Here is a 15572-nt window from a genome sequence, read left to right as displayed (position 1 = left end):
CCGGCCGTCCGCACCTCCTAGCGGAGGGCGCCGAAGGCCTTGGTGAAGGCCAGATGCTGCTGGAGGATCGAACTGCACGTCGGGTCCGCGTAGTTCACGACCCCGGCCGGGCACTGCTTGTCGCGGGTCGCGGACCACATCGCGAGCCTGCCGATGCCCTTCTCGCGCGCGAAGTCCACGAGCTGGGCGGCGTCGGCGAGGGTGAAGATCTCGCTCGTGACGTCGTTGACCCCGATCATCGGGGTGACGGCCACGGCCTTCCAGGCCGCCGCGTCGGAGAGGCCCAGTACGCCCTTGATCTGCGCCTGCGTGGCGGTGGCGGCCTGGATCGCGTACGCGCCCATGTCGCCGCTGTAGGCGGGGCCGTAGTCCATGGCCATGATGTTGACGCCGTGGATCCGTACGCCGGCCTTCTTCGCGTCCGCCAACAGGGCCACGCCGGGCTGGGTGAGCCCCTCCGGCATCACGGGCAGAGTGAAGGCCACGTCGAGCCCCGGGTGGGAGCTCTGGAGCAGCGCGATGGCCTGCGCGCGGCGGGTGTTGGCGGCGGTGTCGGGCAGGGCCGCGCCCTCGATGTCGAAGTCGACCTTGGTCAGCCGGTACTGGTCGACGACCTTGCCGTACGCGGACGCCAGTTGCTGTGCGGAGCCGCAGTTCAGGGCCAGCTCGTGCCCGGCGGCGCCGCCGAAGGAGACGCGCACGTCGCCGCCCTTGGCCCGCAGGGCGCCGATCTGCGCGGCGACCTTGTCGTGTCCGAGCTCGGTGACCCCGCCCCACAGCGGGGCGCAGCCGCCTCCGGAGGTGATGAAGGCGAGGTGGAACTCCTTGACGCCGGTCCTGGCCGCCGTGTCGGCCAGGTCGTAGGCCGGGTACAGGGAGGTGTCCACGTACGGCGCGAAGCGCGCGCCGCCGGCCGGGTTCCCGGTCGGGGGCGGGGTCGTGGCGGTGGCCGTCGCGGTGGGCGGGGCGGGCGTGGTCGGCCGCCCGGAGGGCGCGGGGGCCGTGGGGCTCGCGGGAGAGCCCGTACCGCCCGTGGGCGCCGGTGTCGGCGCGGCGGTGGGGGCAGTGGTGGGGGCGGTGGTGGGGCGGCCGCCCGGCGGGGGTGTCGGGGCCTGGTCGGCCGAGCACGTGGCTCCGTTGATCCGGCAGGCCGTCGGGTTGCCCGGGGTGCCGCTCGCGCGGGTGACGAAGCCGATCGTGACGGAGGATCCCGCGGCCAGTTCCCTGTTCCACGCCGCCGGTTTCACGGTGACGTGGCGGCCGCTGACGGTGTGGGAGGCGTTCCACAGGGAGTCGATCGCCGTGCCCGCGGGCAGGTCGAACTCCAGGGTCCAACCGGTTTGCGCCCGGCTCTTGTTGTTGGTGATCACGTAGGTGCCGGTGTAACCGCCGATCCAGGAACTGGACTTCGTGTACACCGCGCCGACCGAGGAGGCCTGGGCCGTTCCCGTGAAGGCGAAGGCGGCGGCCGCGATCAGCGCGGCCACCGCCGTCCCGCCGGCGGCCTTCGCCTTCTTGCTGGTCCTGCGCCGGTGACCGGTGGTGCTGCCCATGGCGTGCCTGCCTCTGCGTTACTGGGGAGTTCGGGGGTGCGGCAGCACGCTAGCCGTCCAGAAACGGACATTTGATCGATTCGGGGTGGTGACGGCGAACCTTAGGTTCCACTTAAGGAAGCGATCGGGCGACCTTAAGAGAGCGGGCAGCACCCCGGAGGGCAGCGGGCGCCGCTCCGGAGGACAGCGGGCGCCGCTCCGACCGAGGCGGCGCCAAGTCCACTCCGTGAACAGTCGGTTGATCTTCGGGGCGCGCGCGGCCGATGCCGCATATGCTCCCTCCGTACCTCAATGCGACGTACCTCAATGCGACATACCTCCATCCGCCGTACATCCACACGCCCTCGCGAGCCGTAAGGGGACCGCCCCGTGAGTGTCCGAATTCAACCCTCCTCCCAGGTCGACGAGACGGCCGAGCTCGGAGAGGGGACCACGATCTGGGATCTGGCGCAGGTGCGGGAGGACGCCACGCTCGGCCGCGACTGCATCGTGGGACGCGGGGCGTACGTCGGCCCCGGCGTACGGATCGGGGACAACGTCAAACTCCAGAACTACGCACTGGTGTACGAGCCCGCCGTCCTCGGCGACGGGGTGTTCATCGGCCCGGCCGCGGTGCTCACCAACGACTTCTACCCGCGGGCCGTCGACCCCGACGGCCGGCAGAAGCGCGGCGGCGACTGGGAGGCGGCCGGGGTCGTCGTGGCCGAGGGGGCCTCCCTGGGGGCCCGTTCGGTGTGCGTGGCGGGGGTCCGGATCGGGCGGTGGGCGCTGGTCGCGGCCGGCGCCGTCGTATCCCGGGACGTAGCGGACTTCGCACTCGTGGCCGGGGTGCCGGCCCGGCGCATCGGCTGGGTGGGCAGGGCCGGGGTCCGGCTCGTGGAACGCGCCGGCGAGCCGGGCGTCTGGGAGTGCCCGAGCACCGGCGCCCTGCACGAAGAGACCGACGGAACGCTGGCCGAGCGCACCTGACGCAACGTCGGCAATTTGGGTCAATGGCATTTCCTCAAAACCACAATCAATGAACATCCTTGGGCATACCTTGTCCCTGTACACGGGATCTGAGCAGGCAACAGGCTGTGTTCAGTGGGGGGTTGTACACGACGAGGGCAACCGCTGACGAGGTGACGGCCGGCGCAGGATCTTGCGCCCGCCCGCCGCCGCCGTCCGCGCGCGCCCGGATCCGGTTCGCTGGAGGGGGATCCAGCGGGCCCGGACCGCTCGTGCCATCGGGGGAATCACCACCGTGGGCACGCGCGACGTCATGCGCAGTCCCCTCCGCTGGACGAAGACCGCCGGGTCTGTCCTAGGAACGATTTTCAGAGGGGGTAGGTGTGTTGGAGCAGTACGTCTACAGCTCGGACATACAGGGCCGGCAGGACATGCGCGGAACCGAGGTGGGGACCCGGTGAGCGCCCGACGATTAGCAGCACTGGCCCACGAGGACCCGTCACTGCACGCCCTCGCCGAGCGGCTGCTCGCCCTGGCCGAGGCGGGGCTGCCCGAGATGTACCTGCCGGGCGCGGAGACCTTCGTCTTCACCCGGGTGGGGACCGTCTCTCCCGAGGGCGCGAGGCGCGTGGAGCGGCGCGGCACCAGCACCCGGTACGCGGCCATCACCGCGCTGGGCGCACGGTTCCTCCCCGAGGAACGGCAGCGCGCCCTCTTCGGCGGCCGCAGCGCCGCGGAGTTCACGGCGCTCCTGGTGGAGCGACTGCCCGCGGTGACGAACCTCGGTGACGCCGCGCTCATCGCCTGGGCCGCGGCCGAGACCGGCCACCCCAAGCTCGCGGACGCCGTGGCGAGGGTGGCCGAACTGGACGTCCCCGGGCGTCCGCAGTACACGGTGGAGGCCGCCTGGGTGCTGTCCGCCCTCACCGCGGCCCGCGCCGCGGTGGACGTCGAGTACCGGCTGACCGCCGCCCGTGACCGCCTGCTGGCGGCCCGGGTCGGGGACGGCCCGCTGTTTCCGCACGCCACCGGGCCCGGGCTGGTGCCCGGGTACCGCTCCCACGTCGCCTGCTTCGCCGACCAGACCTATCCGTTGCAGGCCCTGGCCCGGCTGCACGCCAGTGCCCCGGACCCGCAGGCCCTCGCGGCGGCCGACGCCTGCGCCGCCCGGATCTGCGCCCTCCAGGGGGACGGCGGACAGTGGTGGTGGCACTACGACGCCCGCACCGGCGGCGTGGTGGAGGGCTACCCCGTCTACAGCGTGCACCAGCACGCCATGGCCCCGACGGCCCTCTTCGACCTGGCCGAAGCGGGCGGCACCGACTTCGGCGCCGAGATCCGCCGGGGTCTGCGCTGGATGACGGAGGTGCCCGAGATCGGCGGGCCCGACGGCACCCCGCGCGAGTCCATGATCCGCGAGGATTTCGGGGTCACCTGGCGCAAGGTCTACCGCGGTGATCCCGCGAAGGCCGTGCGCGCCGCCCGTGGACTCACCACCCGGGTCGCCCCGCGCGCCCGGCTGGCCCCGCTCGACCGGATCTTCCGCCCCCTGGCGGTGGACCGCGAGTGCAGGCCCTACGAGTTCGGCTGGCTGCTCCACGCCTGGCTCGGGGGGCTCGGCGGATGAACCACAGACAGTCCCTCTTCGGAGTGTCGCTCGACCCTCTGACCATGGACGAGACGGTCCAGCGCTGTCTCGACGCCGTCGCGCGCGGCGAACAGATCGAGATCGGCATGGTCAACGCCGCCAAACTGGTCAACATGCGCCGCGACCCCCGCCTCGCCGCGGCGGTCGCCGGCTGCGACCTCGTACTGGCCGACGGCCAGGCCGTGGTCTGGGCCGGCCGCGTCCTGGGCGTCCGGCTGCCCGAACGGGTCGCGGGAATCGACCTGTTCATGCGGCTGCTGGCCGCCGCGGAGACCGCGGGGATCCCCGTCTACCTGCTCGGCGCACGGCAGGACGTACTGGACCTCATGCTCGGCCGGATCGCCGAGCGGTTCCCCTCACTGGACGTGGCGGGCAGCCGCAACGGCTACTTCGAGGACTCCGAACAGGGCGAGATCGCCGACGCGGTGGCCGGGAGCGGGGCCCGCATGCTGTTCCTCGGCATGACCTCGCCCAAGAAGGAGATCTTCACCGCCGGCTACGGCAAGCGCACCGGCTCCCACGTGGTGCACGGCGTCGGCGGCTCCTTCGACATCCTGGCCGGCATCACCAAGCGTGCCCCCCTGGTCTGGCAGCGGATGGGGCTCGAATGGTTCTACCGGGCCCTTCAGGAGCCGCGCCGTCTGGGCAAGCGCTACCTCACCACCAATGCCGCCTTCCTCCTCATGACGGTCCGCGAACTCATCCGCCGCACACCGTCCGCACTGCCTTCCACACCGTCTTCCGGTTCCGCGAAGAGGAGTCACTGATGCGCGTCGTCGTCGTGGGACAGGGATACGTAGGCCTTCCGCTGGCCATCAGGGCCGCCGAGGTCGGACACCAGGTGGTCGGGTACGACGTGGACGCGCGGCGGGTCAAGAGCCTCGCCGCCGGCGAGTCGTACGTGGAGGACGTGTCCTCCGCGCGCCTGGCCAAGGCCCTGGAACTGGGCACGTACCAGGCCAGTGACCAGGCCCGGGACTGCGGCGGCTTCGACGTCGCGGTCGTCACGGTGCCGACCCCCCTGCAGGACGGTGCCCCCGACCTGCGCTACATCGAGGAATCCGCGCACACGCTGGCCCGCTTCCTGCGGCCGGGCGCGACCGTCGTGCTGGAGTCGACCACCTACCCCGGTACCACCGAGGAGCTGTTCGGCCCGATCCTGGAGGACGGTTCGGGCCTCACGGCCGGCGCGGACTTCCACCTCGGCTACAGCCCGGAACGCATCGACCCCGGCAACAAGGTGTGGGGCTTCCAGGAGACGCCGAAGGTGGTCTCCGGGGTCAACGCCCTCTCGCTGAAGGCCGTGGAGAGCTTCTACGCGGGCCTCGTCAACACCACGGTGCCGGTGCGCTCCCCCAAGGAGGCCGAGCTGGCGAAGCTGCTGGAGAACACCTTCCGGCACGTGAACATCGCCCTGGTCAACGAGATAGCGATGTTCGCCCGGCACCTGGACATCGACGTGTGGCAGACCATCGAGGCCGCCTCCAGCAAGCCGTTCGGCTTCATGAAGTTCACGCCCGGACCCGGGGTCGGCGGGCACTGCCTGCCCATCGACCCCTCGTACCTGTCGTGGCGGGTGCAGCGCGAACTCGGCCAGAACTTCCGGTTCGTGGAGCTGGCCAACGACATCAACAGCCACATGCCCGAGTACGTGGCGCGCCGCGTCATGGACGCGCTCAACGCCAAGCGCCGCTCGGTCAACGGCTCCCGCATCCTGCTCCTCGGGCTGGCGTACAAGAAGAACACCGGCGACGCCCGGGAATCGCCTGCCGTACGCGTCTCCCAGCTGCTCCTGGACATGGGCGCCAAGGTGCGCGCGGCCGATCCCCACGTGGTGGAGAGCATCAAGGTCGACGCCCGCCTCTCGCGGGTGGAGCCGACCCGCAAGGAGCTGGCCGCCGCCGACGTGGTCGTCCTGCTCACGGACCACGACTCCTTCGACTACCCGATGATCACCGAGCACGCCTCGCTGATCCTCGACTGCCGCAACCGGCTGTCGGGACCGACGGTGGAGGTGCTCTGACGCCATGACCAGGATCATCTGCGTGGCCGGGGCCCGGCCCAACTACATGAAGATCAAGCCGGTGATGGACGCCCTGGAGGCGCGCGGCGCGGAAGTCGTCCTCGTCCACACCGGCCAGCACTACGACGAGTCCATGAACGACGTCTTCTTCCGCGACCTCGGCATCCGCTCCCCCGACCGGTACCTGGGGGCCGGATCCGGCTCACACGCCGTACAGACCGGCCGGGTGATGGAGGCCTTCGAGCCGCTGCTCGACGAGCTCGTGCCGGACGCGGTCGTGGTCGTCGGGGACATCAACTCCACCCTGGCCTGCGCCCTGGTCACCGCGAAGGCCGGGCCGCTGCTGGCGCACGTGGAGGCCGGTCTGCGCAGCCGGGACTGGAGCATGCCCGAGGAGGTCAACCGGGTCGCCACCGACCGGGTCAGCGACTACCTGCTGGCCCCCTCCCCCGACGCCGCCGCGAACCTGCGCGCGGAGGGGTACCGGGAGGACCAGATCCACGTCGTCGGCAACGTCATGATCGACACCCTGCTCGCCAACCTGGACCGCGCCCGGCGCTCCGACGTCCTCGACCGGTACGGGCTCACCCGCGGCGGGTACGGACTGGTCACCCTGCACCGGCCGGCCAACGTCGACGATCCGGACGCCCTGCGCGGCCTGCTGAAGGCGCTGGGCGAGATCGCGGACCGCTGCCCGCTGCTGCTGCCGGTGCACCCGCGGGCCGCCGAACGGCTGTCCGAGATCGGGGTCCCCGGCGGCATCCGGCTGGTGCCGGCCGCCGGATACCTCGATTTCATCGCCCTGCAGGACTCCGCCCGCGTGGTGCTGACCGACTCCGGCGGCATCCAGGAGGAGACCACCGCGCTCGGCGTGCCCTGTGTGACCCTCCGGGAGAACACCGAGCGCCCGATCACCGTCGAGCAGGGCACCAACGTCCTGGCGGGCACCGACCCGGACCGCATCACGGCCACGGTGCACCGGGTGCTCGACGATCCGCCCGCGCCCCGCTGCCCCGAGCTGTGGGACGGCCGCGCGAGCGAACGCATCGCACAGGTCCTGCTGGAGGGCGGGAGCGCGGCGACCCGGCCGCGGCCCACCGACCTCGTGGCGGGCACCGCGCCCGTCGTCTGACGCTGTGGCCGAGGGGGTGCGCCGGATCCCGGCGGACCCTTCCGGCCACAGCACCGTTTCCACCCCTGTTTCCACACCCCCGTTCCACCCCTGTTCGACTGTTCCACCTGGATCGAAAGAAGGCTGATGGACCTCGCGGAGATCTGGCGGGTCATGCGCAGGCGCTGGTACGTGCTGCTGCCCGGGCTGCTGCTCACGGCCGCGCTCATCACCGGCGTGTACCTGCTGGTCCCGGTGGAGTACCGGTCGCAGAGCACGGTGAGCCTCCTGAACTCGGAGAAGGCCACGGTCGCCTTCGACGGCAACCCCTTCCTGAGCACCCAAGCCTCGCTCACCGGCATGGCCGACGGACTGGCCCGCAACCTGAACTCCGACGACTCCAAGGCCGACCTCAAGGCCCAGGGACTCACCGGCGTGTACGAGGCGAAGATCGCCGACAACGCCCAGGGCCCCTTCATGTGGCTGAGCGTCACCGGCACCGATCCGGCCGCGGTCCTGAACTCCGACAAGCTCTTCACCGCGTACGCGGAGAAGCGGCTCAAGGAGTTCCAGGCCCAGCAGTCGGTGGCCCCCCAGGCGATGATCCGCATGGTGACGATCGTGCCCCCGCAGCAGCCGGAGGCGCAGACGAAGACCCGGCTCCAGTACCTGGTGATGGCGGCGGCGCTCGGCTTCGTCCTCAGCCTGGTGGCCACCTTCTTCGTCGAGGCCCGGCGCCGCAAGGCCGACAGGCCCGGCCGGCGCAAGCCCGATGCGGACGATCCGGGGCCGCCCCGGAACCCCGGTCCCGAGGACCACGGCGACGCCCCCGACCCGACGGCGACGATGGCGCTCAAGGTCCTGCCCTCGTCGGCCTTCCGCTCCAAGGCGCCCCAGTGAGCGCGCCCACCACCGACGCGGGCCCCCAGGAACCGTCCGGGGGCCCGCCGGAGGCCGGGCCCGAGGCGCCTTCGCTGGGGCGCAAGGTGGGCTCCGCCGCCCGCTGGAGCCTGGTCAACACCATGGTGATGCGCCTGGGCAACTTCGTCACCGGCATCATCCTGGCCCGCTTCTTCCTCGGCCCCGAGGCCTGGGGCGTCTACGGCATCGCCCAGACGGTCCTGCTGGTCCTGCTCTCCGCGAACGAGCTCGGGGTCTCCCTGGCCATCGTGCGCTGGGAGGGCGACCCCCGCCGCTTCGCCCCGACGGTCCTCACCCTGAGCGCCGCCTCCAGCCTGCTGCTGTACGCGGGCCTCTTCGCGGCGGCCCCCCTGGTGGCCCGGGTGCTCGGCTCCCCCGAGGCCTCCGGCGTGCTGCGCGTCATGTGCGTGTGCGTGGTGCTCGACGGGCTCTCGCAGGTGCCCGCCGGCTTCCTGACCCGGGAGTTCCAGCAGGGCCGGCGGATGGCCATCGACGCCGTCAACTTCGTCCTCAGCACCGGGGTGACCCTGCTGCTGGCCGTCCAGGGCTGGGGGGCGATGAGCTTCGCCTGGGGCTCCGTCGCGGGCAACGTGGCCGCCCTCGCCGGCTGCTGCCTGGCCGCCCCCGGCACGCTGAGGTTCGGCTGGGACCGGGAGCAGGCCCGGGCCCTGCTCCGCTTCGGCCTTCCGCTCGCCGGGGCCAGCATGCTGGCGCTCGGCGTCGTCAACGTGGACACCATGGTGGTGGGTTCCTCCCTCGACCAGCTGGCCCTCGGCTTCTACGTACTGGCCTTCAACATCTCCGGCTGGCCCGTACGGATCATCTCGGAGGCGGCCCGCCGGGTGTCCTTCGCCGGCTTCTCCCGGCTGGCCGACAGCGAGACGGGAGGGGGCCCGGGAGCACTGGACGCAGGCTTCGGGCGCGCGCTCGGCGTGGTGATGACGGGCACGGTCCCCCTCTGCGTCCTGCTGTCCGCCCTCGCGGGGCCGATCGTCGAACTGGTCTACGGGGAGCGCTGGCTGCCCGCCGCCGCCGCGCTGCCGTGGCTGATGGGGCTCGGACTGGTCCGGATCGGCTGCGAACTGGCCTACGACTGCCTGGTGGCCATCGGCCACCGCCGCTCCCTGATCGGGGTCCAGGGGCTGTGGCTCGCCGTGCTGGTCCCGGTGCTGGTGGCCGGCGCCGGCGCGAACGGGATCGAGGGCGTGGCCCAGGGGCACCTCCTGGTCGCCGGGGCCGTCGTGGTGCCGGTGTTCCTCTTCGCCCTGCACCGGGGCGGCGTCCGGCTGGGCACCGTGGCGCGCGCCTGCGCCTGGCCCTTCCTGGCCGGGGCCGTGATGACGGGGGTGGTCCTCGGCCTGGAACGGCTCCTCGGCGACGGCGTCCTCGCGCTCCTCGGGACCGGGGCCGCTGCCACACTGGCCTACGCCGTGTGCGTCCTGCCGAGCCTCGGCTTCCTCCGCGGCACCGCACCGGCCGCCGCGGCCACACCGGTCGCTCCGGTCACACCGGTCACACCGGTCACGACACCAAAGGACTGAGACCCCATGGCACGCCTTCGCAAACGCTTGTGGGCCTGGCTGCTGGCCGGCTTCTTAATCGTCGCCGCCCTGACGTTCTACCAGGCCGAGCGGACGGGCCGCAGCGAGCCGACGGCCGGGTCCTGCCCGGAGGCCGCCCTCGAATGCCCCGGCGAGGAGAAGCCCCTCCCCCTGCCCGCGCCCGTCGTGCCCTCCGCCTCGCCCTCCGCCTCCGCCTCCGCCTCCCCGAGCCCCTCCCCCGCCCCGGCCTCCCCGACGCCCACGGCTCCGCCGGACAGCAGCGCCCCGCCGCCCTCCGCCGCGCCGGGCCCCGCCTGCAACGCCACCTCGCCCGGCGCCTGCGGCTTCCCCGACGCCCGCTCCACGGGCCCCCGGATCGCCCTGAAGCGGCACGACACGGGGAACATGTCCGTCAAGACCAACGGCATGGTCATCAGGGGCTGGGACATCTACGGTTCGCTGGACGTGTACGCCGACGACGTCACGATCATCGACAGCCGGATCACCTCCACCAACTGGTGGGGCGTCAACCTGCGTCCGGGCTACAAGGGCCTGCGGGTCCTGCACACCACGATCACCGCCGTACCGGGCAAGGGCCCCGACAACGGAGGCGTCAACTACGCGGTGTCCAACATGGGCGTGAGCTCCGTCGAGGTCGGCTGGTGCGACGTCTCGGTCTTCGGCAACGCCCTGTCCATGGGCCAGGGCGAGCTGCACGACAACTACGTGCACGACATCGTGGCCTTCCGCAACCTGGGCGGCGAGTGGCAGCACACCGATGCCGTGATCAGCGGCGGCGGCAACAAGGGCCGGCTGACGATCCGCCACAACACCCTGCTGAACTCCGTACCCGTCGACAAGGGCGCCAGCGCGGCGCTCGGGCTCTTCGCCGACACCGGCGTGGTCTCCAACGTGATCGTCGACGGCAACTGGCTGGCCGGAGGCGCGTACGCGCTCTACGGCGGCGGCCCGGGAGCCACCGGCATCCAGGTCACGGACAACGTGTTCTCCACCCAGTACCACCCCAAGAGCGGGCTCTACGGTGCGGTCGCCGCGTGGAACGCGGGCGGCGCGGGGAACGTGTGGCGCGGCAACCGCATGTCGGACGGGCGCCCCGTCGTACCCGAACCCTCCCCCTGACCACCGAGAGGACATGACATGCGCCGCATCGCCCGGGTCCCCTGGGAGCTGCTCAAGCGGGCCTTCGGCTGGCTGGTGCTCTTCGAGGCGAGGAACAAGCTCCTGCTGGCCCCTTCGGCCCTGCGGCTGCGGCGTTTCGAGAACGCCGAGACCAGCCGGCTCGGCGCGCTCCTGGGGCGGCCGCCCTCCGCCCTGGTGGCCACCGTGATCGCCACGCACCGGCGTCCCGAGGCCCTGCGCGAGGCCGTGCGCTCGGCCCTGGCGCAGACCGTCCGCGACCAGGTCGTCCTCGTCGTCGACGACGGCGCCGGACTGCCCGAACTCCCCTCCGACCCGCGGCTCTTCGCGGTCTCGCTGGCCCGCAACACGGCCACCGCCGGAGTGGTGCGCAACGTGGGGATACGGCTGAGCCGCTCGCGGTTCGTGGCCTTCCTGGACGACGACAACCTGTGGGAGCCGGACCATCTGGAGCAGGCCCTGACGGTCCTGGAGTCGCCGGGCGGCCCGGACGCCGTGTACACGGCGCTGCGCCGGGTGCTCCCCGACGGAACGCAGCGGGACGTGCTGTCGGTGCCCTTCGACCGCCGCCGCTCCGCGCACGAGGCCTTCCTGGACACCAACGCGTTCGTGGCGCGCCGCACCCCGGCCCTGCACTTCAGCCGTCTGCGGCGGACCCCCGAGGTGCTGCCCCGGGAGGACTGGGAGCTCGTACGCCGCTACAGCCGGCGCCACGAGGTCCGCCACCTGCCCCGCCCGACCGTGCGCTATCTGGTCAACCCGGAGAGCTTCTGGACCGCGTGGGACGGGCCGGCGCCCACCGGCCCGTCCCACGCCTCCTAGCCGTCCGGGGCCGCCCTGGGCCGCCCGCTCAGGGCCCCGGGGTGGCGCGCAGCGCCGAGGGCCTGGCCAGGGCCAGGGCCGCCGCCCGGTTGGCCGGGCGGCCGAGCGCCGCCCGGGAGGTCTCCCGTAGCAGCACGGCCGCGCGGAAGGCCGCGGTGGCCGCCGCGGAGTTCCGCCGGCCGAAGAGGCGTACCCGGTTGAGGGTCAGCAGGGTCCACAGCCGCGGGGAGACCTGCGACTCCCCGCCCAGGTGGACGGCCGAGGCCGCCGGTTCGAGCCGGGTGACGAAGCCGTGGTCCCCGGCCCGCAGGCAGTACTCGGTCTCCTCCGAGTACAGGAAGAAGGATTCGTCCCAGGGGCCGCAGGCGTCCAGGCACTCCCGGGAGAGCGCCATCATGGCGCCGGACGCCCAGTCGGCGACCGTACGGGTCCCGTACGCGGCCGGATCGGTGACCAGTTCGCTCCACCGAGGGAAGCGTCCCGCGCGGCGGTTGCCGATCACGGCCTCGCCGAGGGCGCGGGTCACCCGCGACTCCCGGCGCAGCGAGTAGTGGAGCGTCCCGTCCTCCTCGTACAGCAGGGGGACGCTGATCCCCACCCGGCCCCCGCCGGCCCGGCCCTCGACGGGGTCGCCGAGGGCGCCGACGAGGTGCCGCGCGCAGCCCTCCCGCATCCGCAGGTCCGGGTTGCAGACCAGGCCGACGCTGTAGCCGCCGTCCCATCCGGCGGCGGCCTCAAGGGCGGCGTTCACCCCGGCGGCGTAGCCGGCGTTGCGGCCGGTCTGGACGATCGTGGCCTCGGGGGCCAGCGACCGGATCAGCTCGACGGTGTCGTCGGCGGAGTCGTTGTCGGCGACGACCAGCCGCCAGTCGACTCCGGCCATGCCCTGCGGCAGGGAGGCGAGGAAACCGGGTATCACCTTGGCGCTGTTCCAGGTGACGACGAGGACGGCTACGGGGCCGGCTGCATCCGGGCCGCGGTCGGCTGCGGGGCTGGACGCTGTGCTGTCGGAGGGCACGGAATCTCCAGGGTTCGGGGCTCGGGCACGGCGCGCCGCAGGAAGCCGAGGTAGCTGCCGCCGGCGGCGATCGTCAGGAAGAACATCCCGGCGAACATCGGGAAGCTGAGGGCGTCGAAGGTGGCCGCGCTGACCAGGGCGACGAGGGCCGAGGCGAAGAAGGCCTGGCCGAGTTCCCGGTCGGACTCGTCGGCTGCGAGGCGGCGGATCGCGCCGCCCTGGTGGATGCCGGCGAGGAACAGCGCCAGCAGCGCGAACAGACCCAGCAGGCCCATCTCCGCCAGGGTCAGCATGTACTGGTTGTCGGTGAAGAAGTAGAGGTCGGGGGTGAAGGTGCCCAGCCCCCGGCCGAACAGCGGGTGCTCCTCCAAGTACGGCACGATCGCGCTGTACTTGACGGTGCGGGCCTGGGTGCTGCTGTCGGAGTTCGACACGAAGGAAGCGAACAGCGTGGTGATCGTGCCGATCAGTCCGGGGACCATGACCTTGAACACGGCCACGGAGCCGAGCAGCAGGCCGAAGGTGGTCCAGCGGCGCTGCGGCTTCCACCGCGGCACCATCACCAGGACCACGATGAGGGCGCCGATGATGGAGGTCCGCGACACCGTCAGCGGCAGGGCGCCGCCCATCAGGGCCACCGGAGCCCACCGGCGCCAGCGCTTCAGGTGCGCCCGGACCGGGTCGAAGGCCTGCTGGATCGCGAAGGGCAGCAGCAGGGCGAGCATCCCGCCGAACTCCAGTGGCTGCGCGGTGGTCGAGCGCGGCCTGGTGAAGGCCCCGCGGTCCAGGGTGGTGATCTGCGCGACGCTCGACTGGAGCCCCGGGATGCTGATCTTCTCGGCGATGTTCGTCGCGGTGAAGAAGTCGTAGTAGCCGATGGCGGCGACCACGGCCCCCATCACGACGGTCCGCCGCAGCAGCACGTCCAGCCGGGCCCGGTCCTGGATCCCGGCGGAGATCAGCACCACCAGCGACACCCAGACCAGCAGTCCGATCAGCCCGCGGTCGGCGCCCAGCACCTCCTTGTGCGAGCTGCCCCGGGAGGCGTTCGACAAGTACGAGGCCAGGACCGAGACGGCCAGCAGCCACATCACGACCCGGGGCAGCCGGGTGCCGGGGGCGGGTCTGATGCGGCCGGTCAGCCAGGTCGCCAGGTACCAGAACAGGGCCAGGAGCGCGAAGACGTTGGCCGGGGTGCCGACTCCGCCGAGGCCCGGCAGGGTCAGGTTCGAGGGGATGAAGAAGGCCAGCCCCAGATAGCCGGTGAGCAGCGCGGTGGCGTCCAGCTCGCGGTGGCGGGTCCGCCGGCGCTCGCGCGTCGTGGCCGTACCGGCGGCGGCCGCGGCCGCCTCGCGCCGTCGCCGGCGGGCCGCCAGCAGGCTCTCCAGGACGAAGGAGGCGGTGAAGCCGGCGACCAGGCCGGCGATGAGCACGGCGAGGACCTGCTGGTAGCGGGTCTTGAGCTGCGGTTTCGGGGTCTGCGGCAGCACCACGGGGGCGGCCTGCACGTAGTACTGGCGTTTCACCTTGGCCGCCGCCTGGAGCGCGTCGAGCTGCTCCCCGGCGAAGGCGGTGAGCGTGGTGGTCTCCTTGAGCACCTTCGCCCGGTTGGTGCCCGTGACGGTCAGCGTGAGCATCGGGCCCGAGGCGTTCGCGGCGAACCCGACCGTGTAGGGGTCGGTCACCCCGAGTCCTTGAAGGTTCCGGGCCGCGTCGGCGCCCGACAGGGTCCTGATGAGGACGTCGGCGGTGACCACGAGCGAACCGCCCGCGTTCGCGATGGGGTTGCCGAAGGTGGGGGCCAGTTTGGCCACGGCCGTGGAGTCGAGCAGGGCCACCGAGCTCTGGGACTGGTAGGAGACCGGGACCGACTGGTAGAGCTGCGCTCCCGCGAGGACCCCGCACAGCGTCAGGGGCGCCATGACGTACCAGCGGCGCCGCAGTACCGCTGCTATCTCACCGATGTTCACGAACGCTCCTTCGCAACTGCCCGGGAACCGTTGGCGTGTTGCCCGGCGTCCTGGGAAGATCGAACACGACGGAAGGAATCCTGTGTCGCCTGGTGAGCTGTTCCGCACGCTGCGCCGCCGCTGGTACGTGCTGGTCCTGGCGGCCGTGGTCGCGGCCGTCGGGGCGCTCCAGGTGCTCCGGCCCACCACGACGTACGTGAGCACCGCGATCGTCGTCCTCAAACCGCCGGTGACCGGCAACCAGCCGAACCAGCTCGCCAATCTGCAGCCGCCGCTGGCAGCCGTCTCCCTGGCCGCGGTGGAGCAGTTGGACTCCCCGGACGGGGAGGCCGAGCTGCGCGCCGCCGGGGTGGTGGGCACCTACCGGCTGATCCCGCGCAACAGCGGCACGAGCGTCACCCCGCGCTATCTGATCCCCTCCCTGCAGATCCAGGCGGAGCACACGGACCCGGCCACGGCCGACCGCTCGGTGCGCAGGGTCGTCGAGGTCTACGGGAAGCACCTCTCGGACATGCAGGCCGAGCAGAAGATCCCGGCGGCGGGCCGGATGAGCGTCACGCTGCTCGTCGAGCCGTCGGCGGTGGCGCAGCTCGGGACCAAGAGCCGCGGACTGGCCGGGACGGCCTTGCTGGCCCTGGTCGCCGGGGTGGCCTGCGCCGTGTGGACCGACCGGTTCCTGGCGGGCCGCTCCCGGCGCCGGCGCGAGCGCGCCGGCGCCGGGAGCGGTGGGCGGGAGCGGGACGCGAGCTCCGTCCCGGCGGCCGCGTGGTGGAGGTACCCCTCGAGCTGATGGCCGCGTGAGGTGCGGACCATGCCCAGGGCCGCCTCGGTGAGCTCGGCGCACTGCTCCGGGGTGGCC

The 15572-nt window shown here is 72.3% G+C and carries 13 protein-coding genes and 1 pseudogene; 10 read left to right on the top strand and 4 right to left on the bottom strand.

Annotation, left to right across the window (positions count from 1 at the left end):
- Positions 1-17 precede the first annotated feature (17 nt).
- A complete protein-coding gene (locus ACWCP2_RS19235; protein WP_450909773.1) occupies positions 18-1553 on the bottom strand; it encodes a cellulose binding domain-containing protein in 1536 nt (511 codons plus the stop codon).
- Positions 1554-1922: 369 nt separating this feature from the next.
- On the opposite strand from ACWCP2_RS19235, the gene ACWCP2_RS19230 reads away from it, so the two are divergent.
- The 9 genes from ACWCP2_RS19230 to ACWCP2_RS19190 all read left to right on the top strand — a co-directional run bounded on the left by ACWCP2_RS19230 (position 1923) and on the right by ACWCP2_RS19190 (position 11725).
- Positions 1923-2522, top strand: a complete 600-nt coding sequence (locus ACWCP2_RS19230; protein WP_450909772.1) for an acyltransferase — start codon at positions 1923-1925, stop codon at positions 2520-2522.
- 436 nt (positions 2523-2958) lie between these two features.
- The gene (locus tag ACWCP2_RS19225) at positions 2959-4128 is read left to right on the top strand and encodes a hypothetical protein (RefSeq protein ID WP_450909771.1); all 1170 of its coding nucleotides are present in this window, start codon (positions 2959-2961) and stop codon (positions 4126-4128) included.
- Positions 4125-4916, top strand: coding sequence for a WecB/TagA/CpsF family glycosyltransferase (locus tag ACWCP2_RS19220; RefSeq protein ID WP_450909770.1), 792 nt, complete (start codon positions 4125-4127; stop codon positions 4914-4916). The genes ACWCP2_RS19225 and ACWCP2_RS19220 overlap by 4 nt, the downstream gene beginning before the upstream one ends.
- The gene (locus ACWCP2_RS19215; RefSeq protein ID WP_450909769.1) at positions 4916-6172 is read left to right on the top strand and encodes a nucleotide sugar dehydrogenase; all 1257 of its coding nucleotides are present in this window, start codon (positions 4916-4918) and stop codon (positions 6170-6172) included. The genes ACWCP2_RS19220 and ACWCP2_RS19215 overlap by 1 nt, the downstream gene beginning before the upstream one ends.
- A gap of 4 nt (positions 6173-6176) precedes the next feature.
- A complete protein-coding gene (wecB, locus tag ACWCP2_RS19210) occupies positions 6177-7304 on the top strand; it encodes a non-hydrolyzing UDP-N-acetylglucosamine 2-epimerase (RefSeq protein WP_450909768.1) in 1128 nt (375 codons plus the stop codon).
- A 126-nt stretch (positions 7305-7430) separates the two neighbouring features.
- Positions 7431-8183, top strand: a complete 753-nt coding sequence (locus ACWCP2_RS19205) for a chain length determinant protein (protein WP_450909767.1) — start codon at positions 7431-7433, stop codon at positions 8181-8183.
- Complete coding sequence (locus ACWCP2_RS19200) at positions 8180-9745, top strand: oligosaccharide flippase family protein (RefSeq protein ID WP_450909766.1); 1566 nt, start codon at positions 8180-8182, stop codon at positions 9743-9745. The genes ACWCP2_RS19205 and ACWCP2_RS19200 overlap by 4 nt, the downstream gene beginning before the upstream one ends.
- 6 nt (positions 9746-9751) lie before the next feature.
- Positions 9752-10885 carry a hypothetical protein gene (locus tag ACWCP2_RS19195; RefSeq protein WP_450909765.1) on the top strand — a complete coding sequence of 378 codons (1134 nt, stop codon included), beginning with the start codon at positions 9752-9754 and terminating at the stop codon, positions 10883-10885.
- Positions 10886-10903: 18 nt separating this feature from the next.
- Complete coding sequence (locus tag ACWCP2_RS19190) at positions 10904-11725, top strand: glycosyltransferase family 2 protein (protein WP_450909764.1); 822 nt, start codon at positions 10904-10906, stop codon at positions 11723-11725.
- Positions 11726-11753: 28 nt separating this feature from the next.
- Here ACWCP2_RS19190 and ACWCP2_RS19185 read toward each other — a convergent pair whose 3' ends face one another.
- Positions 11754-12743, bottom strand: coding sequence for a glycosyltransferase (locus tag ACWCP2_RS19185; RefSeq protein ID WP_450909763.1), 990 nt, complete (start codon positions 12741-12743; stop codon positions 11754-11756).
- A complete protein-coding gene (locus ACWCP2_RS19180) occupies positions 12677-14713 on the bottom strand; it encodes an O-antigen ligase family protein (RefSeq protein WP_450909762.1) in 2037 nt (678 codons plus the stop codon). The genes ACWCP2_RS19185 and ACWCP2_RS19180 overlap by 67 nt, the downstream gene beginning before the upstream one ends.
- Positions 14714-14795: 82 nt before the next feature.
- Here ACWCP2_RS19180 and ACWCP2_RS19175 point away from each other — a divergent pair, with 82 nt between their 5' ends.
- On the top strand, positions 14796-15503 hold the full coding sequence (locus tag ACWCP2_RS19175) for a hypothetical protein (RefSeq protein ID WP_450909761.1): 708 nt from the start codon (positions 14796-14798) through the stop codon (positions 15501-15503).
- On the opposite strand, the pseudogene ACWCP2_RS19170 reads toward ACWCP2_RS19175, so the two are convergent.
- Positions 15470-15572, bottom strand: a pseudogene (locus ACWCP2_RS19170) (GntR family transcriptional regulator); the annotation flags it as partial. The gene ACWCP2_RS19175 and the pseudogene ACWCP2_RS19170 overlap by 34 nt on opposite strands.

This window comes from Streptomyces sp. NPDC002104 (assembly GCF_053593795.1).
This window is presented reverse-complemented; position numbering and strand designations above follow the sequence as displayed.